Annotated in this window: 29 protein-coding genes, 1 tRNA gene and 1 riboswitch; of the genes, 15 read left to right on the top strand and 15 right to left on the bottom strand. The window is 59.4% G+C overall.

All coding sequences use genetic code 11. The annotated features are described in order from the left end of the window. Nucleotides 1-16: 16 nt before the first annotated feature. Nucleotides 17-592 (top strand): cytochrome c oxidase assembly protein, encoded by a 576-nt coding sequence (locus B3Q33_RS14660; protein ID WP_035249163.1) that lies wholly within the window; start codon nucleotides 17-19, stop codon nucleotides 590-592. 29 nt (nucleotides 593-621) lie between these two features. Beyond that, nucleotides 622-1,500: a cytochrome c oxidase subunit 3 gene (locus B3Q33_RS14655; RefSeq protein WP_272963339.1), complete on the top strand. Its 879-nt coding sequence runs from the start codon at nucleotides 622-624 to the stop codon at nucleotides 1,498-1,500. Nucleotides 1,501-1,630: 130 nt separating this feature from the next. Here the strand turns inward: B3Q33_RS14655 and B3Q33_RS14650 are convergent, their stop codons facing one another. The 3 genes from B3Q33_RS14650 to B3Q33_RS14640 all read right to left on the bottom strand — a co-directional run bounded on the left by B3Q33_RS14650 (nucleotide 1,631) and on the right by B3Q33_RS14640 (nucleotide 6,188). Then, the gene (locus tag B3Q33_RS14650; RefSeq protein WP_272963340.1) at nucleotides 1,631-2,290 is read right to left on the bottom strand and encodes an alpha/beta hydrolase; all 660 of its coding nucleotides are present in this window, start codon (nucleotides 2,288-2,290) and stop codon (nucleotides 1,631-1,633) included. Between the two features lie 144 nt (nucleotides 2,291-2,434). After that, on the bottom strand, nucleotides 2,435-5,338 hold the full coding sequence (gene rapA, locus B3Q33_RS14645) for an RNA polymerase-associated protein RapA (RefSeq protein ID WP_272974578.1): 2,904 nt from the start codon (nucleotides 5,336-5,338) through the stop codon (nucleotides 2,435-2,437). A 64-nt stretch (nucleotides 5,339-5,402) separates the two neighbouring features. After that, a complete protein-coding gene (locus B3Q33_RS14640) occupies nucleotides 5,403-6,188 on the bottom strand; it encodes a helix-turn-helix domain-containing protein (RefSeq protein ID WP_272974577.1) in 786 nt (261 codons plus the stop codon). Nucleotides 6,189-6,383: 195 nt separating this feature from the next. Here B3Q33_RS14640 and B3Q33_RS14635 point away from each other — a divergent pair, with 195 nt between their 5' ends. Genes B3Q33_RS14635 through B3Q33_RS14625 form a run of 3 tightly spaced genes read left to right on the top strand, consistent with a single transcriptional unit; the run spans nucleotide 6,384 to nucleotide 7,174 of the window. Continuing rightward, on the top strand, nucleotides 6,384-6,731 hold the full coding sequence (locus B3Q33_RS14635; RefSeq protein ID WP_272962081.1) for a DUF4345 family protein: 348 nt from the start codon (nucleotides 6,384-6,386) through the stop codon (nucleotides 6,729-6,731). Between the two features lie 51 nt (nucleotides 6,732-6,782). Continuing rightward, nucleotides 6,783-6,962 (top strand): hypothetical protein, encoded by a 180-nt coding sequence (locus tag B3Q33_RS14630; protein ID WP_272962082.1) that lies wholly within the window; start codon nucleotides 6,783-6,785, stop codon nucleotides 6,960-6,962. 20 nt (nucleotides 6,963-6,982) lie between these two features. Continuing rightward, nucleotides 6,983-7,174, top strand: coding sequence for a DUF1272 domain-containing protein (locus B3Q33_RS14625; protein ID WP_272962083.1), 192 nt, complete (start codon nucleotides 6,983-6,985; stop codon nucleotides 7,172-7,174). A 113-nt stretch (nucleotides 7,175-7,287) separates the two neighbouring features. Here B3Q33_RS14625 and uca read toward each other — a convergent pair whose 3' ends face one another. The 11 genes from uca to B3Q33_RS14570 all read right to left on the bottom strand — a co-directional run bounded on the left by uca (nucleotide 7,288) and on the right by B3Q33_RS14570 (nucleotide 18,310). Next, the gene (gene uca, locus B3Q33_RS14620) at nucleotides 7,288-10,878 is read right to left on the bottom strand and encodes an urea carboxylase (protein WP_272962084.1); all 3,591 of its coding nucleotides are present in this window, start codon (nucleotides 10,876-10,878) and stop codon (nucleotides 7,288-7,290) included. Between the two features lie 91 nt (nucleotides 10,879-10,969). Next, entirely contained in the window at nucleotides 10,970-11,611 is a 642-nt protein-coding gene (locus B3Q33_RS14615; protein ID WP_272962085.1) for an urea amidolyase associated protein UAAP2, read from the bottom strand. A 58-nt stretch (nucleotides 11,612-11,669) separates the two neighbouring features. After that, nucleotides 11,670-12,386 carry an urea amidolyase associated protein UAAP1 gene (locus tag B3Q33_RS14610; protein WP_272962086.1) on the bottom strand — a complete coding sequence of 239 codons (717 nt, stop codon included), beginning with the start codon at nucleotides 12,384-12,386 and terminating at the stop codon, nucleotides 11,670-11,672. 10 nt (nucleotides 12,387-12,396) lie between these two features. Further along, nucleotides 12,397-13,188, bottom strand: coding sequence for an ABC transporter ATP-binding protein (locus B3Q33_RS14605; protein ID WP_272962087.1), 792 nt, complete (start codon nucleotides 13,186-13,188; stop codon nucleotides 12,397-12,399). Between the two features lie 14 nt (nucleotides 13,189-13,202). Beyond that, nucleotides 13,203-14,021, bottom strand: a complete 819-nt coding sequence (locus B3Q33_RS14600) for an ABC transporter permease (RefSeq protein ID WP_272962088.1) — start codon at nucleotides 14,019-14,021, stop codon at nucleotides 13,203-13,205. An 84-nt stretch (nucleotides 14,022-14,105) separates the two neighbouring features. Then, nucleotides 14,106-15,170 (bottom strand): putative urea ABC transporter substrate-binding protein, encoded by a 1,065-nt coding sequence (locus B3Q33_RS14595; protein WP_272962089.1) that lies wholly within the window; start codon nucleotides 15,168-15,170, stop codon nucleotides 14,106-14,108. 56 nt (nucleotides 15,171-15,226) lie between these two features. Continuing rightward, a riboswitch (guanidine-I (ykkC/yxkD leader) is annotated at nucleotides 15,227-15,369 on the bottom strand. Nucleotides 15,370-15,555: 186 nt separating this feature from the next. After that, nucleotides 15,556-16,341, bottom strand: coding sequence for a dienelactone hydrolase family protein (locus tag B3Q33_RS14590; protein ID WP_272962090.1), 786 nt, complete (start codon nucleotides 16,339-16,341; stop codon nucleotides 15,556-15,558). A gap of 13 nt (nucleotides 16,342-16,354) precedes the next feature. Then, entirely contained in the window at nucleotides 16,355-16,669 is a 315-nt protein-coding gene (locus B3Q33_RS14585; protein ID WP_035249130.1) for a hypothetical protein, read from the bottom strand. Nucleotides 16,670-16,747: 78 nt separating this feature from the next. Beyond that, nucleotides 16,748-17,290, bottom strand: a complete 543-nt coding sequence (locus B3Q33_RS14580; protein WP_272962091.1) for a glutathione peroxidase — start codon at nucleotides 17,288-17,290, stop codon at nucleotides 16,748-16,750. A 71-nt stretch (nucleotides 17,291-17,361) separates the two neighbouring features. Further along, the gene (locus B3Q33_RS14575; protein ID WP_272962092.1) at nucleotides 17,362-17,724 is read right to left on the bottom strand and encodes a HopJ type III effector protein; all 363 of its coding nucleotides are present in this window, start codon (nucleotides 17,722-17,724) and stop codon (nucleotides 17,362-17,364) included. A gap of 190 nt (nucleotides 17,725-17,914) precedes the next feature. After that, a complete protein-coding gene (locus B3Q33_RS14570) occupies nucleotides 17,915-18,310 on the bottom strand; it encodes a hypothetical protein (RefSeq protein ID WP_035249126.1) in 396 nt (131 codons plus the stop codon). A gap of 69 nt (nucleotides 18,311-18,379) precedes the next feature. Between B3Q33_RS14570 and B3Q33_RS14565 the strand changes: the two genes are divergently transcribed. From B3Q33_RS14565 to B3Q33_RS14535, 7 genes are all read left to right on the top strand, one after another. Next, nucleotides 18,380-18,700 (top strand): GIY-YIG nuclease family protein, encoded by a 321-nt coding sequence (locus B3Q33_RS14565; protein WP_035249124.1) that lies wholly within the window; start codon nucleotides 18,380-18,382, stop codon nucleotides 18,698-18,700. Then, nucleotides 18,684-19,274, top strand: a complete 591-nt coding sequence (locus tag B3Q33_RS14560; protein ID WP_035249122.1) for a LemA family protein — start codon at nucleotides 18,684-18,686, stop codon at nucleotides 19,272-19,274. Before B3Q33_RS14565 ends, B3Q33_RS14560 begins: the two co-directional genes overlap by 17 nt. Beyond that, on the top strand, nucleotides 19,271-19,987 hold the full coding sequence (locus B3Q33_RS14555) for a TPM domain-containing protein (protein WP_272962093.1): 717 nt from the start codon (nucleotides 19,271-19,273) through the stop codon (nucleotides 19,985-19,987). The genes B3Q33_RS14560 and B3Q33_RS14555 overlap by 4 nt, the downstream gene beginning before the upstream one ends. Further along, a complete protein-coding gene (locus B3Q33_RS14550; RefSeq protein ID WP_272962094.1) occupies nucleotides 19,987-20,598 on the top strand; it encodes a TPM domain-containing protein in 612 nt (203 codons plus the stop codon). Before B3Q33_RS14555 ends, B3Q33_RS14550 begins: the two co-directional genes overlap by 1 nt. A 281-nt stretch (nucleotides 20,599-20,879) precedes the next feature. After that, nucleotides 20,880-21,092, top strand: coding sequence for a hypothetical protein (locus B3Q33_RS14545; RefSeq protein WP_035249117.1), 213 nt, complete (start codon nucleotides 20,880-20,882; stop codon nucleotides 21,090-21,092). Between the two features lie 164 nt (nucleotides 21,093-21,256). Beyond that, the gene (locus B3Q33_RS14540) at nucleotides 21,257-21,784 is read left to right on the top strand and encodes a hypothetical protein (protein ID WP_272962095.1); all 528 of its coding nucleotides are present in this window, start codon (nucleotides 21,257-21,259) and stop codon (nucleotides 21,782-21,784) included. Between the two features lie 96 nt (nucleotides 21,785-21,880). Further along, a complete protein-coding gene (locus B3Q33_RS14535; protein ID WP_272974443.1) occupies nucleotides 21,881-22,759 on the top strand; it encodes an FRG domain-containing protein in 879 nt (292 codons plus the stop codon). A gap of 81 nt (nucleotides 22,760-22,840) precedes the next feature. On the opposite strand, the gene B3Q33_RS14530 is transcribed toward B3Q33_RS14535, so the two are convergent. Next, a tRNA-Met gene (locus B3Q33_RS14530) sits at nucleotides 22,841-22,917 on the bottom strand. Nucleotides 22,918-23,132: 215 nt separating this feature from the next. On the opposite strand from B3Q33_RS14530, the gene iscR reads away from it, so the two are divergent. The 3 genes from iscR to B3Q33_RS14515 form a co-directional block, all read left to right on the top strand. Further along, the gene (gene iscR / locus B3Q33_RS14525; protein WP_035249113.1) at nucleotides 23,133-23,597 is read left to right on the top strand and encodes a Fe-S cluster assembly transcriptional regulator IscR; all 465 of its coding nucleotides are present in this window, start codon (nucleotides 23,133-23,135) and stop codon (nucleotides 23,595-23,597) included. Nucleotides 23,598-23,734: 137 nt separating this feature from the next. Continuing rightward, a complete protein-coding gene (locus B3Q33_RS14520) occupies nucleotides 23,735-24,886 on the top strand; it encodes an IscS subfamily cysteine desulfurase (RefSeq protein ID WP_272962715.1) in 1,152 nt (383 codons plus the stop codon). A 104-nt stretch (nucleotides 24,887-24,990) separates the two neighbouring features. Then, nucleotides 24,991-25,494, top strand: a 504-nt coding sequence (locus B3Q33_RS14515) for a heme NO-binding domain-containing protein (protein WP_286828396.1), incomplete at its 3' end; no start/stop codon positions are given.

The raw sequence follows: 25,494 nt of genomic DNA, 5'->3' as shown, positions 1-25,494 counted from the left end.
GACAGGAGCGGGCACCATGAGTGAAAAACAGCTCAGCGTGGAAGAACGCAACAAGCGTACGCTGAAGAAGCTGTTGATCTGGGCGGTAGCCATGTTCGGCTTCGCCTTCCTCATGGTGCCGTTCTATAACGTTATCTGTGACATCACCGGCCTGAACGGCAAGACATCCAGTACGGCCGCCACCGAGGTTCCCGAACAGGTGGTGGCGGATCGTACCGTGACGGTGGAATTCATTACCCAGAAAGGCGACGGCATCAGCGGTGAATTCACCTCTGAGACCAAGCGGGTCAAGGTGCATCCGGGGGAAATTACCCTGGTACATTTTTATGCCAGCAACCCGACCTCAAAGGACATGATTACCCAGAGCATTCCTTCGGTAACTCCGGGGGAGGCTGCGCGCTATCTGCACAAGACCCAGTGTTTCTGCTTTGACCAGCAGACCCTGGCCGCAGGGGAGCGTAAGGACATGCCGATGATTTTCTATCTGGACCCGGAAATTCCACGTCATATAAACCAATTCACTCTGTCCTATACGATCTTCGATGTGACAGAGCGGGTCGCCGGTAAAAATAACAGCGTGGCTGTGAACTGATAACAGCCGGTTGTAGAGGAGATTTTCGAATGGCTACTGACAAGTATTACGTTCCCGAGAGCAGCCCCTGGCCGCTGACAGCGTCCATCGGCCTGTTCCTGACCGCCATTGGCGGTGCCAAATTCATTCAGCAGAGCACCATGGACACCATGGAGCCGAGCTTTTTCGGCAAGCCGCTGTTCTTCATCGGTCTGGCCTGGTTGCTGCTGGTCATTGCCGCCTGGTGGCGCGATACCATCAAGGAATCCGTGGGCGGTCTGCACAGCAATCAGCTGGGCGGCTCCTATCGTCAGGGCATGTTGTGGTTCATTTTTTCCGAGGTGATGTTCTTTGCCGCCTTCTTCGGCGCCATGTTCTACACCCGTTGGCTGATCATTCCGTGGTTGTCTGGTGAAGGCTCCAATGCCATGACCCACGAAGTGCTGTGGCCGGGTTTCCAGGCCATGTGGCCCCTGACCGTGACCCCGGACGGTACCACCACCACCCCCATGGGTGCCTGGGGTCTGCCGGCCATCAACACCGCCATCCTGCTGGTCAGCTCCATTACCCTGACCATTGCTCACCACGCCCTGCTGGAAAACCAGCGCGGCAAGCTGATCATTTTCCAGGCCATTACCGTGGTGCTGGGCGTTATCTTCCTGGGCCTGCAGGGCCTGGAATATGTGCACGCCTATGACATGGGTCTGACCCTGGATGCGGGTATCTACGGGAGTCTGTTCTTCCTGCTCACCGGTTTCCACGGTGCCCACGTGACCATCGGTACCATCTTCCTGTTTATCACCCTGATCCGTGTTATCAAGGGGCACTTCAGCCCGGATAACTGCTTTGCCTGGGAAGCAGGTGCCTGGTACTGGCACTTCGTGGACGTGGTATGGCTGTTCCTGTTCGTGACCGTTTACTGGTTGTAAGCAGGTCGCAGCACGCTACACGCTGCAGGTAACACGAAAAAAGCCGCGCTCCGAAAGGGGCGCGGCTTTTTTTGTTTCGACCTCGCATGGTGTGAGCAAGGCTTCAATAGAGTAACTGACAAGAGGAGGATCAGTCCGAGAGCACCTTGCTCAGCCATTGCCCGATATCACGAATCTGCTCCAGACAGACCATATGCTCCATGGGGTAGGTGAGGTATTCCGGTTGATAGCCCAGGCTGGTCAGGGTATCTACTGCCCGGCGGCCGAGCACTTCCGGCACCATGGGGTCCTGGCTGCCGTGGCAGACCAACACCGGCAGGGACGCATTGGCGGTAGAGGGGGTGACCGGCATTGCCATATAAGTGGACAGGGTCAGCAGGCCGGCCAGCTGTTGCGGGTAGCGCAATGCGGCCTGATAGGCCACGGCACCGCCCTGAGAGAAGCCGGCGATAACAATCCGCTCGGCGAGAATGCCTCGCTGGATTTCGCGCTCGATCAGGGCATCTACCGCATCTGCGGACGCCAGTACCCCGGCCTCGTCCACCTTGCGGTCGATATCCATGGCAAGAATGTCGTACCAGGCGGGCATCACCATGCCGCCGTTGACGGTGACGGGAATCTGCGGGGCATGGGGAAACACAAAGCGCACATCCAGCCCGGCGGGCAACTGTAACTCCGGCACGATGGGCTCGAAATCATTACCACTGGCCCCCAGGCCATGCAGCCAGATCACGGTAGCCGTGGCGTCGCCTGCCGGCTCGATTTCCACACACTTCAACAGTTCGCTCATGCTTTGTCCTTGTCTGTCATGGGGCCGCTCTTCTTCGTTGGAGCCTTGCTTGCAAGGCAAAGGGGTGAGTCAAGCTCGCCTCCCATGAAGCCTTCGCCTTGCGAGCAAGGCTCCAACGCCAGGTTCGAGGGCGGTGGATCGCTTTTACGCTCCGCCGGCTACAATCACACGTACCGCTTCCAGCTGACAGCGGGCTTCGCCAAGCACTTTCTCCAGGGCTTCCGTCTGGGCTTCCAGGGCCTGGATTTCCTCGTCGCGCACCGCCGGGTTCTTGGCCTGCAGTGCCTTCAGCCGAGCCAGTTCATGGCCCTGTTCCTGGCGCATTTTTTCCAGGGCGCCGTCGATGGTACCGCGGGCTTCTTCCACGGCGCGGGCTTCATCGGCCTTGAGCAGTTTATCCAGCAGCGGTTTCTGGCTGCCGACGATCTTGCGGCTCAGCGGCTTGTCCATCTTGTGGCACTGCTGGCTGAGTCCGTCGTGGCTGATTGCCTGGCTGATGTTCTTGCCGTTGGCATCGAGCAGATGGCGAATCACCGTGGTGGGCAGGAAGCGGTCTGCCTGCAGGTATTTGGGCGCTACTGCGTCAATGGTGTAGATGGCCTCGATCAGCAGGGTACCGGGGTTGATCTTGGGGTTCTTCAGCAGGCTCACGGCGGCCTTGCCACGGTGTTCGGTGAGCAGCATTTCCAGGCTGCCGGTGACCATGGGGTGTTCCCAGGTGAGGAACTGCATGTCATCCCGGGCCAGGGCGGTGGCCCGGCTGTCGGTCATGGTGATCCCTTCTTCCGGCAGCCCGGGGAAGGCATCACGCATGTGCTGGCCGGGCTTGAGGATCACGGCGGTGTCGGAATGATCTTCCTGATCCACACCGTAGCGATCAAACACCCGTTGCATGAAGGGCAGGGGGCTGTCCTTGTCGCAGTCCGCCAGGGCCTGTTTCAGCTGCTCGGCCCGCTCGCTGTCAAAGGAGCTCAGCTCCAGCAGACGGTCGCGTCCGGTTTCCATCAGGGTATGCAGCTCATCGGCAACGGCGCGGGTCTCCGACACCAGGGCATCAATGGCGGTGTATTCCGGGTCGCCACACAGTAGCGGCTCCAGGGCATCGCGACTGCGCAGGTAGATGTCGTGGCCTGCCGGGTTGGTGTGCTCGAAGGCGTCCATGCCTTCGTGGTACCAGCGGAACAGCACTTCCTGGGCGTGGCCCTCGAAGTAGGGCACATGGATCTGGATGTCTTCGGTCTGGCCGATACGGTCCAGGCGACCGATGCGCTGTTCCAGCAGGTCCGGATTCAGTGGCAGGTCCAACAGCACCAGATGATGGGCAAACTGGAAGTTGCGGCCTTCGGAGCCGATCTCGGAACAGATCAACGCCTGGGCACCATCCACATCATCGGCGAAGAAGGCGGCAGCCCGGTCACGCTCGATCAGGTCCATGTCTTCATGGAACATGGCCACGTTCATGCCCAGCTTGTAGTTGCAGTGAGCGTGCAGATCGGTGGCGGTATGGCGGTTGGCGCAGATCACCAGCACCTTCTCTTTGCGGTGCTGCTTAAAGAACTGCTCTAACCAGTTCACCCGTGGATCCAGGGTGCACCAGCGATCGTCATGGAACAGGGTTTCCGGGTGTAGATGACCTTCCCGTTCCTCGTCGCTCTCGTAGTGGTACTCCTCCGGCAGGGGCAGCGGAATACCATGCACGTGGCGAGCCGGGAAGCCGGCAATATTGTGGCGGGTGTTGCGGAACATCACCCGGCCCGGGCCGGAGCGATCCAGCAGTTCGGCCAGGATCGCCTCGCGCTGGTCTTCACTGATGGTCATGTCCGGCAGCAGGCGGGCCGCTTCGGCTTTCAGGTCCGCGGACCAGCTGGTCTCGTCATGGAGCTTGCCGGCCAAGCTGGCGATGTCCTGGTAATGGGACTGTTCCTCGCGGAAAGCCTCCAGGCTCGGGTAGCGATCCGGGTCCAGCAGGCGCAGGCGCGCGTAGTGGCTTTCCAGGCCGAGTTGTTCCGGGGTGGCGGTGAGCAGCAGCAGGCCACGGGCCTGGCGGGCAATGGTCTCTACCCGTTGGTAGTCATCGCTGGGGGCGTCTGGCGCCCATTCCAGGTGGTGGGCTTCATCCACCACCAGCAGATCCCAGTCCGCTGCCGCCAGCTGGTCGATATCGCACTCGGCAAGGAAGTCGGTGCTGCACAGGATCAGCTGTTCACTGAGGAAGGGGTTGTCCCAGGTCTGCTCTGGGGCCTCTCCGTTATCCTCGTCTTCGCTTTCCGCTGCCGCTTTTTCCTCTTCGATAATCTGCGCCAGCATGTCCTTGATGCTGGTTTGCGGCTGCAGGGCGTTGAGTCGTTCCGCATCGAAAATGGAAAAGTGCAGATTGAAACGGCGCACCATTTCCACAAACCACTGGTGCACCAGCGGCGAAGGCACCACCACCAGTACCCGCTTGGCGCGGCCGCTGAGTAATTGTTGATGGAGAATCAGGCCGGCCTCGATGGTCTTGCCCAGGCCTACCTCGTCGGCGAGCAGAACACGGGGAGCAAAGCGATTGGCTACCTGGTCGGCAATGTAGAGCTGGTGGCCGATCAGGTCGATGCGCGGGCCACGCAGCCCCTTGATGGTGGACTGCTGTTGTTGGCAGTGAGCATTCAGCGCATCCACACGCAGTTCGAACCAGCGATTGGAGGACAACTGATTGGACAGCAGGCGATCCAGTGCCGTGGTCAGGCGCAGTTTGTGGCCCAGATGGGTTTCCGGCACCGGTTGTACATCTTCCGGCTGGCCCAGCGGGTGAGCCATGTAGACCTTGAGGCCGTTGAGTTCGTTGACCTCGGTCACCACCAGCTCCAGCTCGTCGGCGGTGCGGATGGTGTCGCCGGTACTGAAGATGACCCGCGACAGGGGCGCATTGTTGATGGCGTAGGTGCGCTCCTCTTCTACCGCCGGGTAGCCCACGGTGACCAGTCGGTAATCCAATTCCTTGATGATGCCGAGGCCCAGTTCGGTTTCGGATTCGCTCAGCCAGCGCTGGCCGGGGGTAAAATCAGTCATTATCACTGCCGGTTGATTCTCGGGGGGCGAATTATACGGGTTTGCGCCTGCCCCTTCGATGGGGTTATTGAATCTGCTTGCGAAACCAGCGGCGGGTGGCGTCATCGGCGGGGAAATAATGCTCGATACGCAGCTCTTCCATCACCACATCCAGAGCAGTGCCGAAACTGGCCAGGGTGGAGAAACTGCGCAGGCCCTGCCCGGCCAGGTCGATTTCCAGGGCCAGCATGGGCTCGCTGCGGTCCCCTGGCGGCTCCTGATGGAGCAGGGCCTCCACATCCGCCAGTTCAGCCAGGCGTTCCAGCAGGCCAGCCAGCTCTGGATCCGGGCGCGCCTGGTGGTCCCGGTGCAGGCGTCGCAGCAGAAAGCCCGCCACTTCCTCCCAGTTGATCAGAAAAGGCCGATAGCCCTGGGGGTGAAACACCAGTTCCACCACATTGGCGGTCTGCGGGAAGGGGCCGCGTTCCTGCATCATCAGCCCCATCATTTGTTGTTGGGCCTGATTGGCCATCAGCACATTCCAGTGGGCATCCAGCACCACGGCAGGGAAGGGGTTGTGATTGACCAGCATGATCTCCAGGGCCTGGCGCACCGGAGCCATGGCGACGCTGTCCAGATCGGTGTTGCTGAAGGCCGGGGCATAGCCGGCGGACAGCAGCAGCCGGTTGGTGTCCCGGCAGCTCAGCTCCAGCTCCAGGGCCAGCCGCTTGAGCATAGGGGCGCTGGCCTGGCTGCGGCCGGTTTCGATAAAGCTCAGGTGACGGCTGGAGACGTCCGCACGCAAGGCCAGATCCAGTTGGCTCAGGCGCTGTGTCTTGCGTAGTTCAGCGAGAATCTGTCCGGTTTGCATGGGCTCTCCTGGAGCGGGGTTATCCGAGTATCTGGTAAGCATGGAAAATCGCTCACGGCTTCACCATTACCTCTGAGGTAATTGTTCCTCTTCCCTGATCGGTGGACTCTGACCTGAATCTATCCTAACCATACCGGCGGCGCACTCTGTCTGGACGTGCTTTCGGCTACCGCTATCTGAATAGGGGAATTACCGATGATCCTGATTACTGCAATCGCCTTTCTCGCCATGGGCCTGCTGGCGCTGATCGCTCCGCAAAGAATCACCGGAATGGTGGATTTGCCCACATTACCCATGGCCGCGCGCAACGAAGCCAGAGCCGTGTATGGAGGGTTTGGTGTCGCCATAGGCGCCCTGCTGTTATTGAGTGGCCATTGGCCGCACTGGCAGCCGGGGGTGGTGTTGACGGTCGGCGTGGCCCTGCTGGGCATGGCGATGGGGCGCTTGGTTTCCTGGGGCATTGATGGTCGGCTGGAGCGGTTTCCGGCCCTGTTTCTTGTCGGCGAGGCCGCGCTGGGAACCGGCTTGCTATTGGCGCTTTGAAGGGAAAATTACGCTATCCTCGGTGGATCGTTATCAAGATGTACTGTGGTCATGGGCGATATTCTGCCGTTCAAAAAACCGGAAAAGAAATCCCCGCGCAAAGGCATGTGCCAGCATGGCTTTCATAAGTGGGTGGTGTGCAAGGAAAAGCAGTTTGATGTGAAGCAGGGAAAGCTGGTGACGGTGTATCGTTGCGAACGCTGCAACAAACAGAAAGTGAAGGCTCATTAGCAGCCTGCAAGGACGTTTCCATGCTGAAGATGAAAACACAGTGCGAGACCTGCCAGCGCTCCCTGTCGGCCCAGGCAGAAGCTTATATCTGTTCCTACGAATGCACTTACTGTGTGGATTGTTGCACCGTTCATGCCAGCCGTTGCCCCAATTGCCGGGGGGAACTGGTGCGCCGCCCCCGTCGTCAGGAGGCCAGCAACGAAGGTGGCTGAGTCCCTCTGCCTTAAGGAAATTGCGACAGCGAGAGGCTGAGACCTGAGGGTAACCAGGGCTGGCGCATTACCCAGCCTTGTTCCCGTCGACGCTATGATGACTTTCTCTCGGTTCAGTCCAGCACCATGATCGCCTGGCCGGCATTGATCTGCTGGCCTTCCTGGCGGTTGATGGCAACCACCTGGCCGCTTTCCGGGGCGCTGATCTCGATTTCCATCTTCATGGATTCCAGCACCGCCACCACATCGCCGGCGTTGACGCTGTCGCCCTCGGCCACATTCAATTTCCAGATGTTGCCAGCCACCGGAGATTCCACCGGGGTGCCCGCCACCGACTCGGCGCTGTTGTCCGCATCCAGATCCTGCTCCGACTGGAAGTTGATCTGGCCGCTGGCCACCCAGCGTTGCAGTTCTTCATCAAAGGCCTGGTTGCGGGCGTCGGTGAAGGTGGTGATGTCCTGCTGGTTGTCATCCAGAAACTGCTGGTAGTCCTTCTGGCTGAAGGTGGTCTCTTCGATGCGGATCGGATACTGGCCCTTGGGAAAATCCCGGCGAATCTGATTGAGTTCCTCGTGGCTCACTTCATAGAAACGAATCTGATCGAAGAAGCGCAGCAGCCAGGGCTGATCAAACGCCTCGGTCTGCCGGTAACGGTTCCACATCTGCAGGGTGCGGCCGACGAACTGGTAACCGCCGGGGCCTTCCATGCCATACACGCACAAGTAGGCGCCGCCGATGCCCACGGAGTTTTCCGCGGTCCAGGTGCGGGCCGGGTTGTACTTGGTGGTCACCAGCCGGTGGCGAGGGTCGTAAGGCGTTGCCACCGGTGCACCCAGATACACATCGCCCAGGCCCATCACCACATAGCGGGCACTGAACAGAATTTTCTTAACGTCATCAATGCTGTCGAGGCCGTTGATGCGGCGAATGAATTCCAGATTGGACGGACACCAGGGAGCGTCCTTGCGCACCGACTGCATGTATTTTTCGATGGCTTGATGGCAGGCCTCGTCATCCCAGCTCAGCGGGATATGCACGATGCGCGAGGGCACTTCCAGATCGTCCTGCTGTTGCAGGGCATGTTCTGCCTGGGCCAGTGTTTCCAGCAGTTCTGTGCGGGGCAGTTGCCGCGGATCGAAATGAATCTGCAGGGAGCGAATGCCCGGGGTCAGTTCGATGACGCCATCCAGTTGCTGTTCCTGCAGCCATAGCATCAACGCATGGGCACGGAAACGCAGGCGCAGGTCCAGCACCAAGGGGCCGTATTCCACTAACAGGTAACGGTCGCCGGCGGCTCGGTAGACCACCTCCACTCCGGCGTCGCTTTCGCTCAGGCGGTTGAGAATCGGGGTGGTGATCGGCGCCGGGCTGACTTGTTGTTCCGGTGCGCTCAAGGCGGCCACACAGGCGTCCTGTTCTGCGGCCAGTGCATCCGCATCGGCCAGGCTGATGGCCTCAAAGCGCAAGGTATCGCCGGCCTTGAGCTGGCCCAGTTTCCAGCGGTCCGCCAGAATCACCGTGGCCGGGCAGACAAAGCCGCCCAGGGAGGGTCCGTCCGGGCCCAGAATCACCGGCATGTCACCGGTGAAATCCACCGTGCCTACCGCGTAGGCATTGTCATGGATGTTGGACGGGTGCATGCCGGCTTCGCCGCCGTCGCTGCGTGCCCAGCCGGGTTTGGGACCCACCAGGCGCACACCGGTGCGGCTGGAGTTGTAGTGCACCTGCCAGTCCGTGCTGAAGAACATGGCCATGTCGTCGTCGGTAAAGAAGTCCGGCGCACCGTGGGGGCCGTAGATCACTCGCAGGGTCCACTGGTTGTTCAGTGAGGGTTTCAGCGTCTCCGGTACCTCAAGATCGCTGTCCGTCCCGTTGTCGGGAGAGAAATGCAGCACATCCCCGGTGCGCAGGGCGCGGCCACCATGGCCACCGAACTGACCCAGGGTAAAGGTGCTGCGCGAGCCCAGATAGGGAGAGCACTGGATGCCGCCGGCAATGGCCAGGTAGGCACGAGCCCCCTCGCCGACTACCTTGCCCAGCTTCAGGGTCTGGCCCGGCTGTATGGCAATGGCGGTATAGCCGGGAACCGGGTTGCCATCCAGGGTTGCCTGCATGTCTGCGCCGGTGAGGGCGATGCGGGTGGCCTGATTAAATTTCAGGGTCGGGCCGTTGAGAGTGAACTCCAGCCCCGCTGCCTTTTCCTCGTTGCCCAGCAGGCGATTGCCCAGGCGAAAACTCAGAGCATCGAACGGGCCGGACGGCGGCACACCCACCGGCCAGTAACCACTGCGGCCGGGGTAATCCTGCACTGTGGTCAGGGTGCCCCCTGCCAGCACATCCAGGGTGAATGGCTGGTAGCGAAAGTCATTCAGATAACGGGTAGTCATCTGCCCGTCGGCAAACACCGGGTCGGCAAGAATGCTGCGCAGATAATCGCGATTGGTTTCGATGCCTTCGATGCAGGTTTCTTCCAGACTCTTGTCCAGTGCGGCCAGGGCTGCGTCGCGGCTGGCTTCATGAACAATCACCTTGGCCAACATGGGATCGAACAGTGGAGAGACGGTGAGTCCGGCTTCGATCCAGTGATCAATACGCAGGGCATTGCCATCGGCCATGGGAAAGGTGACGGCGGTAAGCAGGCCGGCGCTGGGCTGGAAATCCTTGTTCGGGTCTTCCGCATACAACCGTGCCTGGATGGCATGGCCACAGACTGTCAGGGTGGAGGCCAGGCTCTCCAGCGAGGGCAACTCGCCGGCGGCTAGTTTCAGCATCCACTCCACCAGGTCTACGCCGTAAACCTGTTCGGTGACGCCGTGCTCCACTTGCAGGCGGGTATTCACTTCCAGGAAATAAAAGGCGTTGCTGTCCTGGTCGAGAATAAATTCCACGGTGCCGGCGTTACGGTAGCGGACCGCTTCCATCAGCGTTTTGGCGGTGGCCTGCAGTTCGCTGCGAACGGCATCGGGCAGGTTGGGCGCGGGAGTTTCTTCCAGCACTTTCTGGTGGCGTCGCTGGGCGGAGCAGTCGCGCTCGCCGAGGGTGACCGCATGGCCCTGGCCGTCACCGAAAACCTGCACCTCGATATGGCGAGCACGGGCGATATATTTTTCGATAAAAACGCCATCGTTGGAAAAGTTATTGGCGCTCAGGCGACGTACCGTGTCCCAGGCCTTGTCCAGACTGGCGGCGTTTTCACAAATCTGCATTCCGATGCCACCACCGCCAGCGGTGCTTTTCAGCATCACCGGGTAGCCGACCTGGTCTGCCGCTGTCAGGGCAGCCTCTTTGTCGGTGAGAAGGTCGGTACCGGGCAGCAGGGGAACGCCGGTGTTTTCTGCCAGGGCACGGGCGGTGTGTTTCAGGCCGAAGGTGTCCATCTGCTGTGGCGTCGGGCCGATGAAGGCAATACCACGGGCTTCACAGCCCTGCACAAAGTCCGGGTTTTCACTGAGAAACCCGTAGCCGGGATGCACCGCCTCGATGCCGTGCTGCTCCATCAGGGCAAACAGGGCATCCTGATTCAGATAGGTGTCGCGGGCGCCACCGTCGCCCAGGCAGTAGGCCTCGTCGGCCTGGGTCACATGCAGGGAATCCCGATCCGCTTCGGCATAGACGGCCACGGCGGTAACGCCGAGTTTTTTCAGGGTGGCAATCACACGGGTGGCAATGGCGCCGCGGTTGGCAATCAACACTTTGTTGAACATGGCGATGTCTCTTTGACGGCTGACGGGTCGTCCCGTCATTGCATTCTTTGGCCGCCGGGGTCGTCCCCGGGGAAGTGCGGGTCAATCAGAATCAATGGTTCCAGATCAGCACTTCAATGGGTGTGGGGTTGTAGCCGTTGCAGGGGTTGTTGAGCTGTGGACAGTTGGAAATCAACATCACCACATCCATGCAGGCGGTCAGTTCCACGTATTTTCCCGGGGCGGAAATGCCATCCTCGAAGGTGAGGCCGCCGTCGGCGGTGACCGGCACATTCATGAAGAAGTTGATGTTGTGGGTAATGTCCCGTTTGCCCAGATCAAACTCCGGGTGCTGGTTCACGGCCAGCATCCAGCTATCCCGGCAGGCGTGCATGCAGCGCTTTTCCAGGTCGTAGCGCACCGTGTTGCTTTCCGTGGCGCAGGCACCGCCCAGGGTGTCGTGGCGACCACAGGTATCGGCCACGATCTCCAGCAGCGGGTTGATCCGGTTGGACATCAGCACGCTACCGGCGGTGAGGTAGACGTTGCCCTGCTCGCGAATGGTATCCATGGCGCTGTAGCGTTCTGCCGGGTCGGCGGCGCTGTAGAACAGGGTGTCGGCGGCCTGATTGCCTTGCAGATCCAGCAGGCGAACGGTCTGGCCTTTTTTTACCGTGTGAATGAAATAATCCCCGGCGGCGACCACTTCGCGGAAGCTGGTCTGTTCCGGTTGTCGGTGGCTTTCTTTGATCATGGTGGATCCTTTCTTGCCTTGGTTATCGCGCCTCGAGAGGCGCTCCTACAGGAGCGGGTTATACACCCAGGTGGTACAGACGATTGTTCTCGAAGGCGCGGCCATTTTCCGGGCGGAAGTGTTTGCAGTAATCGTCGTCGTTCAGTGGGGCGGCTTTGAGCATCTCCACCTGTACCGGTTTCATCGGATAGTCTGCCGCCGGGTTCAGCGGGTGCGGGCAGGTATGCAGGATCACCAGGGTGTCCATTTCAAAGCGCAGGGTGACGCTGGCGCCGGCGCGGGCGGCGCTGGCATCGAAGATCAGGTTGCCGTCATCGTCGGTGATGACTTTGGAGAAAAGATTCAGGTTGGCGGCCAGATCCCGTTCGCCCAGGCCGTATTTGGCCAGCTCGGTGAGAAAGCTGTGCTCGCCGCTCAGGGTCCAGTGGTTGTGATGATCCTGATAGGTTCTGACCGGGTATTTTTCCTGCAGACTTTTTTCGCTGAGCGTGCCGCAGACGGTGTCGTGCCAGCCGAAATCATCGTCGACCATGGAAGCAAACACCCGCCCCATATCCGAGTACAGGCAGTTGCCGCGGGTCAGCTTGAAGGTGTGCTGGCCCTTGAGCGTGTCCGGGGCGTTGTAGCGTTCCAGCAGGTCTTCCGGGTTGTACATCAGCAGGGACAGGTTGGCGCCACCTTCCACGTCGGTAAATCGCAGTTGCATGCCACGGCGCACCCGCAGCGACCAGTGGGCGCTGCCGGGCAGGGTGGTGGTGTAAAGGCTGTCGCTCATCGGTCGCTCCTTACAGGGTGTCATGGAGAGCGCGGCTGGTATTGCGCACGCTTTGATTAATGTTTGTCAGGGTGCCGGTTTCGCAGTCACCCACGGGCAAGTCGTAGGTCACCCGGGCGCCATAGGCACCGGGGGCCTGCGGGTCCAGGCGAGGCTTGTCGAACACCCACAGCCGGGTGCCCAGGTAAAAGCCTTCGTTGATGTCATGGGTGATCATGAACACGGTGAGTCGCTGTTCTTTCCACAGCGACAGCACCAGCTTGTGCATGTCGGCACGAATGCCCGGGTCCAGGGCGCCGAAGGGTTCGTCCAGCAGCAGGATGCGGGGTTTTTTGATCAGCGCCTGGGCCAGGGCCAGCCGTTGTTGCATGCCGCCGGAGAGTTCATGGGGGTATTTGTTCACGGCGTGGCTGAGGCCCACGCTTTCCAGCATGGCCAGGGCGTCTTTTTGCAGTTGTTTGCGGCGCTTGCCGAAACTGAAACCCAGCCAGGGGCTGTGCTGCAATTCGCCACCGAGCATGACGTTTTCCAGTGCGGTCAGATGGTTGAGTACCGAGTAGCGCTGGAACACGATGCCACGACTGTCATCCGGTTCGCCGGGCAGGGGCTGGCCATCCAGTAGCAGTTCGCCACGGCTGGCCTGTTCGGTGCCCAGCAGCAGTTTCAGGAAGGTGGTCTTGCCGCAGCCGGAGGCGCCGACAACGGTGACGAACTCGCCTTCCTGGACGGTGGCGTTGAGCCGTTCCAGCACCACCTGGTCGCCGTATTCCTTCCACAGGTTTTTCATTTCGATGATAGCCATTACCACGGATCTCCTTAATGAGCCTGTTGATGGAACCAGGGGTAGCGCCACTGCGAGTAGCGACGCAGAAGAAAGTCGATGGCAAAGGCCAGCAGGGTGATCCACACCACGTAGGGCAGAATCACATCCATGGCCAGATAACGCCGCACCAGAAAGATGCGATAGCCCAGCCCTTCGGTGGCGGCGATGGCCTCGGCGGCGATCAGGAACAGCCAGGCCGGGCCCAGTGACAACCGCACGGCGCCGATCAATCGCGGCATCAGTTGCGGCCAGACCAGGCGGGTAATGATCTGCCAGGTATTGGCGCCCAGGGTCTGCAGCTTGATGATCTGCTCTTCCGGAATTTCCAGCGCCCGTTGCTGCAGATCACGAATCAGAAAGGGGGTAATGCCGATGATGATCAGCATTACCTTGGCCAGTTCACCCAGGCCGAAAATAATGAACAGCACCGGCAGGATCGCCATGGGCGGTACCAGTGACATGCCGGTCACCAGCGGTGACAGGGTAGAGCGGATATAGGGAATGGTGCCGTTGCCGATCCCCACCACCAGGGCAATCAGCGCACTGATGGCCACACCGATGCCAAGCCGTTGCAGGCTGGCCAGGGTGTCGTTCAGCAACAGATAGTCGCCGCTGCGCTTGCTGGGTTCGAATGCCATACGCTGGATGGCATCCACAAAACTGCCCATTGCCGGTAGCAATTTGTCGTTGGGGTTTTCCGTCAGGCGCGCATCGGAGGCCACCATATAGACAATCAGCAGCAGCACGAAGGGCAGCAGGCCCAGTGCCCAGGCACCGACACGTCCCGGTTGACGGTTGATCAGTTTTTTCATGGCAATTCCCGGTGATTGAATTCGCAACAGGGCGGACACCGCACGCTGGCGTGGTACGTGCCAGCGTGCGACGTGCTTGCGTTGTTACAGCTTTCCTTCGGCTGCCATGGCCATGTAATCCGGGATAAAGCGCAGCGTTACATTACTGTCGCTGCCATAGATGCCCGCCGGGGTTTCGATACCCACAAAGCCGGCGTCCGGGGCGCCTTCACCCAGCAGACCGTGCTGGAAGGAAAACTCCGCCACCTTCTGCATGGTGTCTTTCAGTGCCGGGCTGTTGACGAAGGCCACGGCCTCAGCGGGCTGGTAGAACATGCGGGTGGAATCCAGCTGGGCTTCATAGCCGGCCAGGTCGGTACCGGAGGCATTGGCCATGAAGGTACGGGCGGCCTTGCCGGCCTCATCATCGGCGGACATGGTGGCCATGATCTCGTACCAGGCACCGGTCAGCGCCTTGCCGAAATCCGGGTTGGCTTCCAGGGTGTCGGTGTTGACCACCATCAGGTCGATGATTTCACCAGGAATCTGCGCGGAGTCGAACACCTTGTGGCTGTCCGGCATGGCAGTGATTTCGCTGAACAGCGGGTTCCAGGTGGCCACGGCGGTGACGCCTTTGGTGGTGAAGGCGGAAACCAGATCCGCATCCGAGGTATTCACCACGGTCAGGTCACGCTCAGTCAGCCCCACGGTTTCCAGCGCCCGCGCCAGCAGGTAGTGGGATACCGACAGTTCCACCAGGTTGACCTGCTGGCCCTTGATGTCGGCAAGCTTGTCGGTGCCCTTGAGCACCACGCCGTCGTTACCGTTGGAGAAGTCACCCACGATCAGGGCGGTGGAATCCACGCCGCCAGCAGCGGGAATGGTCAGCGCATCCATGTTGGTCATGGCGCAGCCGTCATAGGCACCGGCGGTGTACTGGTTGATGGATTCCACGTAGTCGTTGATCTGTACTACATCAATCTCGATGTCGTACTTGTCGGCCCACTTGTCGACGATCTTCTGTTGGGCACCGTAATCCCACGGCATCCAGCCCACATAGATGGACCAGCAAATGCTGAAGGAATCTTTGGCCAGTGCGGTGACCGGCATCAGGGATGTGGACAGGACAAGTGCTGCAACGGCAGCGGTCTTACGTACGGAAAGGGTCATCTCGGACCTCCTTGGCTACGGACGATGAGGAATCCAATGACAACGCGGTCATCGTGTCCTCCCGGGCTTTTGTCCCGCCGTGTAACCTTCAGCCGCATGTGCTGCGAAACGACTGCAAGAAGGTCGACTGCTCTCGGACCAGGCATCGGCTGCACGCTGTCTGTCGGTGCAGGCGACCGGAACCCTAGCGGTCTATTGGTTCAAATTGTATTGAGTGCTTAATGGCAACGTGGCCATTCGATTCCTCTTTCTGAGATAAAGCAAAGGGGATGCCAAGTGGCGAGGCTGAGGAAAATCAGGGGGTTGGCGCAGGGGGAAAACGAATCGGGCAGAAAGATGGGCAGTGACGGGGCATTGCGTTGTGCAATGCCCCTAACTGGTGCGGTTATTCCGCGTGGGATTGATGTTCGATGAAATCCACCAGCGCTTTCCAGCTCACCTGGTCCGCATGGGCATCATAGCCCACCGGCATGTCGAAGCGTTCTGCCACCGCATCCGCCTTCGGATTGGTGAAGCTGTGCTTGACGCCCGGGAAACTGAGCAGCTGGAAGTCAGCGCCGGCCTCGGTCATTTCCTTCACGAAGCCAGTGACTTGTTCGGCGGGAATCATCGGGTCGGCCTGGCCGGTGGCGGCGAGAATACGCGCCTTGATGTCACCCGGTTGGGCTGGAGTGTCGGTGCCCAGGGTGCCATGGAAGCTGGCCACGCCGGCCAGCTCGGTGCCCATGCGGGCCTGGTTCAGTACCACGCCACCGCCAAAGCAGTAGCCGATGGCGAACAGACGGCCTGCTTCTACCTGCTGCTGTTTCAGCATCATCTTGCGGGCGGCTTCGAAGCGGGCGTTCATCTTTTCTGGCTCGGCCATGGCGGATTTCATGAAGGATTCCGCATCCTTCGGATGAGTGGCCACCTTGCCGGTGCCATACATGTCTACCGCCAGGGCGGTATAACCGGCCCGGGCCAGCATGCGGGCGCGATCGCGGGCGTAATCGTTCAGGCCCCACCATTCGTGGATCACGATTACCCCGGGCCCGGGTTTTTTCTGTTTGTCATTCAGGTACATGACCCCGGTGCCCAGATCGTCGGGCAGGGTGACCCGGGTTTCAATGATGTCGCTGAACGCGGTCTGACTCATCATAAACAGGGATACCAACAGCAGAAGCCGTTTCATTGCAGATCCTTCTTCAGTCGTGCCACACCCAGCGTAACGGTTCGCCGAAATCATCATAAATCAGCTTGCGGGTGGGGCGGTGGGTGAGTCGTTGGCGGCGGGGTTTGTGCTTGCGCGCGTCGATGGTGGCAGCCACCTGGCTCAGATCGGTGCGCTGGGGCTGGCGGGGGCCGTTGAACAGCACAGTCTGGTGCCCTTTCCCGTGCACGGGATCGGTACCACTGACGCCACGGGGGATCTCCTTGATCTCTCCGCCCTTGGACAGATAGCGCTCCATATCGCGCTCAAGCTGATGGCGTTGCTGTTCTTTGCTGCTGCGAACCTTCACAGGACTCACCGCCGGGTAATAATGGGTGACCGTTCACAATATCAGCCTCTGCCGGAGGCATCTACCTCGTTGCCCAGGTCACCGGGTCAATGCATCGCGGATGGCCGCTTCCAGCTCACCACCGCGTGGCTCCGCCGTTGCCGGGAAATGGCGAATAAGGGAGCCGTCCGCCGCTACCAGATACTTGTTGAAGTTCCAGCCCGGCGCCTGGGTGGCGGCACCAAGGGCCCGGAATACCGAGTTGGCGTTGTCGCCCTTGACCGAACTGGTGGCGGCCATGGGGAAGGTGACGCCGTAGTTCACATAACAGACTTCCGCGGTATCGGACTCGCTGTTCAACTCCTGGCGGAAGTCGTCAGAGGGGAAGCCCACCACAAGCAGGCCCTGCTCCCGGTAGGTCTGGTATAGCGCCTCCAGATCCTTGAACTGCGGGGTGTAGCCACACTGGCTGGCGGTATTCACCACCAGCGTCAGCTTGTTGCGGGTGAGGGCACAGAGATCCAGCGTCTGCTGGGAATGCAGCTTTCTGACGGTGGTATCCAGGGCGTCGGCACAGCCGTCCGCCGCCTGCACCGCGGGGGTCAGTAACAAGGCAAACAGCAGGCCCAGATAGCGCGCCATGATCATCTCTCCATGAAATTGTCTGCACAGGATTCACGAAAGCGGATCAAGATGGCGCGAAGGGGATCACATTATCGAGGAACGAGGGCGTCGCCATCGAACTGCACCTGGCTCAGGCCGTGGCGCATGAAGGTGCGGATGTTGGCGTGGTCGGTGCCGTCCGGGTTGCCCTGAACGTCATGCCGATAGAAATGCCCGAAGCAGGCCAGGGTCTGGGCGTCGGACAGGTTGTTGAGTTTGGCGAAGGCAAAAATCTTGCAGGATCCCTCATTGCTGCCTGCCTCATTTGCCACCTGGTCATCGCCACTGCCGTTGGTAAAGCGGGTAGGGGTGTAGGTGTAGTGCTCGGCAATCACCTCTTGCACCTGCTCGAAGGCGACAGCATCGGGTACCAGGTTCAAGGCAAACATCAGGGTTTGAAGGGAATTGCTCATGGGGCGTCCTGTTCCGGTCAGTGAAAAGCGGAAGGGTAGCCGCATCACCGGAACAGGGGAAGGGGCAGCTACGGTTACCCGTTGGAGCTTTGTTCACAAAGCGAAGAGGTTGCCTGACCAGTTTTGGCATTCGCCTTGCCAGCAAGGCTCCAACGGTGGGGGTTGGCACGTCCCTTTTTCAAAGAGGCGGTTACTTCAGCGCCGGGTCTTTCGGTAGCACCATGCCGGTGCCCTGCAGCGGGTCACAGTTCTTCAGCACGACCTTGCCTTCCAGCATGTTGCCCCGGGAGTATTCCTGGAAGATGCACTCGTTGGTTTCCGGGTTGTAGTTCTGGATCCACAGGTTGTCGCCCTTCCAGGTGGCACCGATGTGGTACTGCTCTTCGGGCACCTTGATATTCATGGTGCCGCCAAAGCGTTTCACAAAAATCTGTTCCAGCCAGAAGTAGTAGGCCAGGGTGGCCACCAACCAGATCACGGCGGCAATAATCAGTGCCGGCTTCCATTTGCCCAGACGCACGCCGATACCGAACAGGGCACCGATGACGAGTACTGCAACGAGAAACCAGTAAAGGTAGGTAATCATTTTTTCATCCTTGTTGTCTTGAACGTCTCTGGCATCATAGCAGCCAGTAAAAAGTGGGATGTAAAAACCATGCAAGAGTGGTGGGTGTATATGCTGCGCTGTGCGGACCAGACACTGTATACCGGTATCAGTACCGAACCGGCCCGGCGTTTTCACGAGCATAATTACAGCCCCAAGGGCGCACGTTACACCCGTGCCCGCCGACCGGTACAGCCGGTGTTGCTGGTGCCCGCCGGCGATCGAGCCTCCGCCTCGCGGCTGGAAGCCCGGCTCAAGCGGTTGACCCGTAGCGAAAAACAGCAGTTACTGGCGAGCCTGCGCGACGACAAGCGCAAGGAACCGCTGTCATTCTGGATTGAAGGAGCAGAGAACCATGACACTTTGGCGTAGCCTTTTTCTGGTCATGCTGGCCGGCTGGCTCAGCGGCTGTGGCATCAACAACATTCCCACCTACGACGAACAGGTAAAAGCCGCCTGGTCGCAGGTGGAAAACCAGTATCAGCGCCGGGCAGACCTGATCCCCAACCTGGTCAATACCGTGAAGGGCTATGCCAGTCACGAGAGGGAAGTGCTGGTGGAAGTGACCCAGGCCCGCGCCAAGGTGGGCTCCATCCAGGTGGATGGGAACATGCTCAATAATCCGGAAAAACTGAAACAGTTCGAGCAGGCCCAGCGTCAGCTCGGTTCGGCCCTGCAACGGTTGATGGTGGTGGCGGAACGCTATCCGGACCTGAAAGCCAACCAGAATTTCCTGGCGCTGCAATCGCAGCTGGAAGGTACCGAGAATCGCATTAGCGTGGCGCGCCGTGACTACATCGCCGCCGTGCAGCAGTACAACACCGAAATCCGTACTTTCCCCGGGCGGCTGTGGCACAGCTTCCTGTACAGCGACATGGAAATGCGTGAAACCTACGAAGCCACCGCGGAAGATGCGGATCAGGCGCCGGCCGTCAGTTTCGAATGATGCGCTTATTTACCCTGCTGATACTGCTTCTGTCGTCGCCCCTGTGGGCGGCGCCGGAATTTCCCGAACTCACCGGCCGGGTGGTGGACAACGCCAACCTGATGACCGCCGCCCAGCGTCAGAGCCTGACCCAGGCACTGGCCTCGGCGGAACAGAACACCTCCAACCAGGTGGTCGTGGTCACCCTGTCGGATCTGCAAGGTTATGAGATCGCCGACTACGGCTACCAGCTGGGCCGCCACTGGGGCATCGGCAGCAAGGAATCCGATAACGGTGTCCTGCTGATCGTGGCGCCCAAGGATCGCAAGGTGCGCATCGAAGTGGGTTACGGCCTGGAAGGGGTGCTCACCGATGCGCTTTCCAGCGTCATCATCCAGCAGGAAATCCTGCCCGCCTTCCGCCAGGGTCAGTTCTACGGTGGTATCCAGGCCGGTGTCACCGCCATTCAATCGGCCATCAAGGGCGAATATCAAGGCGAACGCCAACCCCACGACAAACCCAGCGGCCTCAAGGCCCTGCTGATACTGATCGGCATGGTCGTGGTCACCTTCCTGCTGTCCTTTGGTGGCGGTGGTGGCCGGGGTGGCCGCCGTGGCGGCATGTTCATGCCGGTGCCCATGGGCGGCTTTGGCGGCGGTGGTGGTTTCGGTGGCGGCGGCTTCGGCGGCGGCGGTGGTGGATTCGGAGGCGGTGGCGCCTCGGGAGGTTGGTAATGTTGCTGAACAAGAACGCTCAGGAAACCCTGTCCCGCTCAATCGGCGAACAGGAAAAACGCACCGACGCTGAGCTGGTCACGGTGCTGGCTCGCCAGGCCGACGATTACCGCTATGTGACCCTGCTGTGGGCCGCGCTGTTGTCCCTGCTGGTGCCGGTGGCTTTGCTGTTCCTGCCGGTCTGGCTGACTCCCTTTGAAGGCCTACTGCTGCAATGGGGTGTACTGCTGGTGCTGGCGGTGCTGTTCCGCCTCAAGCCGGTGCAGTTCCGGGTCGTGCCCCGTCGCCTGCAACGCATGCGCGCCGCCGGCCTGGCCCGGCAGGCGTTCCTCGAGCAGGGCCTGCACCGCACCCGCGGCGGCACTGGCCTGCTGATCTTCGTCAGCGAAGCGGAACACTACGTGGAAATCCTGGCGGATCAGGGCATTGCCCGCCATGTGGATGACAGCGAGTGGCAGACCATCGTGGATGCCTTCATCGCCCGGGTGAAAGCCGGCCGGGTAGCGGAAGGCTTCCAGGAATGCGTGGCGGCCTGCGGCGACAAACTGGCCACCCACGTGCCCGCCACGGAACAAAAAAATGAGCTGCCGAACCACTTGATCATGCTCTGACCGACGAATGGCTAACTCATTCATTTTCTTGAGAAAAAGCCTGCCCTGTGCAGGCTTTTTTACTGTGAAATCAGGCGGTTGACGCACTTCGCATTTTCTTGAATATGAGCAATCAGGGTTATTGCACCGGGTAAAAGGTTCCGGTAACTAGAGAGAGCAAAGGTAAAACGCACGAATAAAAATACCGGCTCACCCCGAACAAGGACTGAGCGGTCGTCACCTCAAAGCAGGGTCGCCATGGGCCTTGATGTAGCTGCTTTGACACAGCGAGGAGAGAGACGATGAGACTGTTTCGCGAAAAGAGCGCTGCTGCCATCCCCCCGGTGTTGATCACCGAGTCCAACGATGTGGAGCGCCTCAAAGCCATCGCCCGCAACACCGCCGCCTTCGATCTGGGCGTCCAGGACGTGGAGTGGGAAAATGATCTCCCCGATGATCACGGCTGCATGCGCCTGAAGCTCAGCGGCGACTATTACTTCGTGATCCGTCCCTGAGCGACGTTGTTGATCGTGCGACATGCCCTGATATCTGCAACCGGAGCGCAGTAACCCTTCACAGGCGAATCCCCTGACGCCCGCACCGGGGTTTGCCCTCTGGCATCCTTCCTGCCTCGTGATAAAGTCGTACCTGAATCAATAATGATCGCAGGGAGCGACACATGAAAACCCCTTTGCTTGCTACCACCGCCATCCTCGGCGCCATCACACTTTCCACCCCGGTCTTTGCCTCTCACAGTGTCTATGGCGTCCTCAAAGGCGGCTGGACCGATCTGGATGACCGGGATATCCCCTCCGAAGTAGACACCACCGATCACACCTTCTCGCTGCTGGGTGGCGTCAGCTTCCCCCTGGCTCGCGATACCTTCACCGTTGGCGTGGAAGGCGGTGCTGTGTGGCTGGGTGACTACGGCGACGGCAATGAAGTCGACATCTCCGGCATCGAAGCCGCCGCCATCGGCAAGGCCCGCATCGCCACCGGCACCGACCTGTTCCTGCGCGCCGGCGCCCTGCGCTGGGACGCGGAATTCGACCACGGCAGCGACGAAAACGGCACCGACGGCTTCTGGGGCGCCGGCTTCACCTACGGCCTCGACAACCTGAAATTCCGCGGCAGCGTGGACCGCTATTCACTGGATGACGTGGATGTGGAGGCGTATACGCTGGGGTTGGAGTATCGGTTTAACTGATTGGGCGTTGGCTCGCGGAACAGTGATGTACTTGCTTCGGGGCAGAGGGCAAGGCCTGACCGCGGATCTCGGTTTCACTAATTTAGGTGTTTTGATTTGAGAATAGATGAACCAGCAATTAAACCTCTTGATTCTGCGCTTTCTTTATTTGATGAGATATCTAGTTCACTTGTTACAAGAAGTTCGCGATTTGGCTTTAGAGGTCAGTCAGATGAAAGCTGGGAATTGACTCCAACTCTTTCAAGATACAAGAACGTCCTATCCAAAAGGTATCCTGAAAATACAATCCCTTTTTCCTTTAATGGTCATGTCTCGACAAGACTAATTGAATCGTTCCGCGAAAACTTAACGATCAATAGTGACATTTCGCATGAAGACATTAATAGGATGGATCTTTGGCAGTTTGGACAGCACTATGGCTTGCCAACACCTTTATTGGACTGGACTTACTCTCCTTATGTCGCTTTGTTTTTTGCAATCACTTCAGGAGATTATTTTGATAAGAAAAGATCTGTCTGGGTTATTGATCTCGATTTGTTGAAGTCTGTAAATGAATTTATCCAGCATGACATCTATATGAAGAACCCAGATGCAATTGAATTGGTTAAGCTCTCTTTCCCACTTGTGCATCCTATTTCTGCAGTAGAAAAATACAATAAAAGGTTGGCGTATCAGCAGGGTTTTTTTACCAACCATGGTGACTACTATTCATTCGAGGCTTGGGCTGCGGCTGTTACAGCAAATCTTCTCCACAACGACTTTGATAAGCCTCTATTCACAAAGTATGTGTTTCCTTGCTCACCTTCAGAGCAAATGAAGATTCTCGATATACTTGACGCTATGAATATTAACTATAGAACCCTGTTTCCCGATATTCATGGCTCAGTTATGGGTGCTCTTGACGCTACAATGCGTTCATTTCAGCAGGAAGGCCGAGCATATCGAATTGGGGCCAAGAGGCGACAGGGAGAATAATGCTTGAGGTCAATCGGTAGCCAACTTGTAGGCAACCACAAAAAAGGGTTAGAGATCGCTCTCTAACCCTTTTTCGTTATCTGGTAGCAAGGGGCGGACTTGAACCGCCGACCCCAGCATTATGAGTGCTGTGCTCTAACCAGCTGAGCTACCTTGCCATTTGAGGTCGCGAATTTTCCGCGAGGGAGGGGTGGGTGTCAAGCGCTGGGTGCCTTTGTGGGTAATGTTTGATCAGTTGTTGGCAGAGAAAGGGGATATCTGCCATAGTTGCACATCAAATGAAAATGATTCTTAATTGTAAGTCGTTAATACTTGACCAAATTGCTCAGGATTACTACGCTTCACGTCAAATACACGCAATAAGGGTGTGGATATGCGGTTGACTACAAAAGGTCGCTACGCGGTGACGGCGATGCTGGATCTGGCATTGCATGCGGCCACGGGCCCGGTGTCACTGGCGGATATTTCCGATCGTCAGGGTATATCCATTTCCTATCTGGAGCAGTTGTTCGCCAAGTTGCGCCGTAATGGCCTGGTGAACAGCGTGCGCGGGCCGGGCGGGGGCTATCAGCTCAGCCGGGCCAGTGACGATATTGATGTAGCGGCGGTGATTGCGGCGGTGGACGAGTCGGTGGATGCCACCCGTTGCGGCGGCCACGGGGATTGCCAGGAAGGCGATACCTGCCTGACCCACCACCTGTGGTGCGATCTGTCGGATCAGATACAGGCCTTTCTGGGCGGTATTTCCCTGGGGGAGCTGGTGGCTCGCCAGGAAGTGAAGCAGGTGGCCCAGCGCCAGGACCGTCAGCATCAGCGTCTGCCCGTCAGTAGCCTGTAGACTGCTTCTGAATCCTCATCGTCAGCCTTTGCCGGCACCGCACACCCTTTACCCGGCAGCCACGATGACGGTGTGGATTCAGGTATAATCTCCTCTCTGTTTTTTCGCCAACCCCAATCGCCACAAGCCAAGTCGCCATGAGCCAAGCCGTCTATCTCGACTACGCGGCAACTACCCCGGTAGACCCGGCGGTGGTTGATGTGATGGTCCGTCATCTCGGTCCCGAAGGGACGTTCGCCAACCCGGCCTCACGCAGCCACCTTTATGGCTGGCTGGCGGAGGAAGCGGTGGAATCCGCCCGCCGTCAGGTGGCGGACCTGCTGCAGGCGGACCCGCGCGAGATTGTCTGGACCAGCGGTGCCACCGAGGCCAATAACCTGGCCATCAAGGGCGTGATCGAAGCCCGTGGCGGTGGCCATGTGATTACCAGTGCCACCGAACACAAGGCGGTGCTGGATGCCTGTGGCTGGCTGGCAAAGCAGGGCCACCCGGTGACCTACCTGACACCCGCGGCCGATGGCCGTATCGACCCGCAGAGCGTGGCCGAGGCGCTCCGTCAGGACACCGTGTTGGTGAGTGTGATGCACGCCAACAACGAGACCGGGGTAATCAACGATATCGCCGCCATCGGCGCCCTGTGCCGCGAGAACGGTGTGTTGTTCCATACCGATGCGGCCCAGAGTGTGGGCAAGCTGGATTTGAATGTGCAGGCCCTGCAGGTGGATCTGTTGTCCGTGTGCGCGCACAAGATTTATGGGCCCAAGGGCATTGGGGCGTTATATGTGCGCCGCTCGCCGGATGTGAAGGTGGCGGCGCAGATTCATGGTGGCGGCCACGAGCGGGGCATGCGCTCCGGTACCCTGGCGACTCACCAGATCGTCGGTATGGGCGAAGCGGTTGCCCTGGCGGCCCGTTTGCGGGATGAGGAAGGCCCGCGTATTGCCGGGCTGCGCGATCGTTTGTGGCATGGCATCAGCCAGCTGGACGGGGTGAGCATCAATGGTGAGGGTGCGCCGCGTTTGCCGGGGCATCTCAATGTGGCCTTTGCCAGCGTGGACGGTGAAATGCTGCTGACCGCCATGAATCAGGCGGCGGTTTCCTCCGGCTCTGCCTGTACCTCTGCGTCCCTGGAGCCTTCCTATGTGCTCAAGGCCATGGGTGTGCCGGATGCGCTGGCCCATGGTTCCATCCGCTTTTCGGTGGGGCGCTTTACCTCGCAGGCGGATATCGACCGGGTGATCGAGAACGTGACCGAGGTCATTCAGCGACTGAGAAAGGTGGCCGGTTAGTCGTTGTTATCCTAATCGGCGGCGCGTTTTATGCCCCGAGCGGTTTTCTGCACGGTAGTACCTCCCTGCTATGGTGAATAAACACCTGAGTGGGAGGGAGCTCCATGCATGGCGTCATTATTTCCAACCTGAAAAAATACGTGGAAGAAAAACTGGGCGAGGACGCCTGGGACACTCTGCGTGACAAGGCCGGGCTGCCTGGCAAGGCCTTTATTCCTATCAGCATGTACCCGGACAGTGATCTTGAGGATCTTCTGGCTGCGGCGGTGGAGGTCACCGGCCAGGGCCGCGACGAGATACTCAAGGATTTCGGTGCCTGGGTGATTCCCCCGCTAATGAAAATGTACCGCTCCTTTATTCCTGATGACTGGGACGCGGTGACCTTCCTGAAAAACATCGACGATCGCATTCACGAGCGGGTAGTGCGCATGAAAGATGCCAACGCCAAGCCGCCGCATATCAATGTGTCGGAAATTTCCCCGGGGCTGCTGGAGGTGGAGTATCAGTCGCACCGGGACATGAGCTATCTGGCGCTGGGCTGCGTCTATGGTGTGGCCGAGTACTATGGGCAGAAGGCAGCCCTGATGGAGGAGAAGCGGGTGGTGGGT

Origin of the sequence: Alcanivorax sp. UBA3183 (assembly GCF_002364155.1) — a bacterium.
GTDB lineage: Bacteria > Pseudomonadota > Gammaproteobacteria > Pseudomonadales > Alcanivoracaceae > Alcanivorax > Alcanivorax jadensis.
Note: the sequence above shows the minus strand (reverse complement) of the source record. Positions and strands in the feature narration are given on the sequence as shown.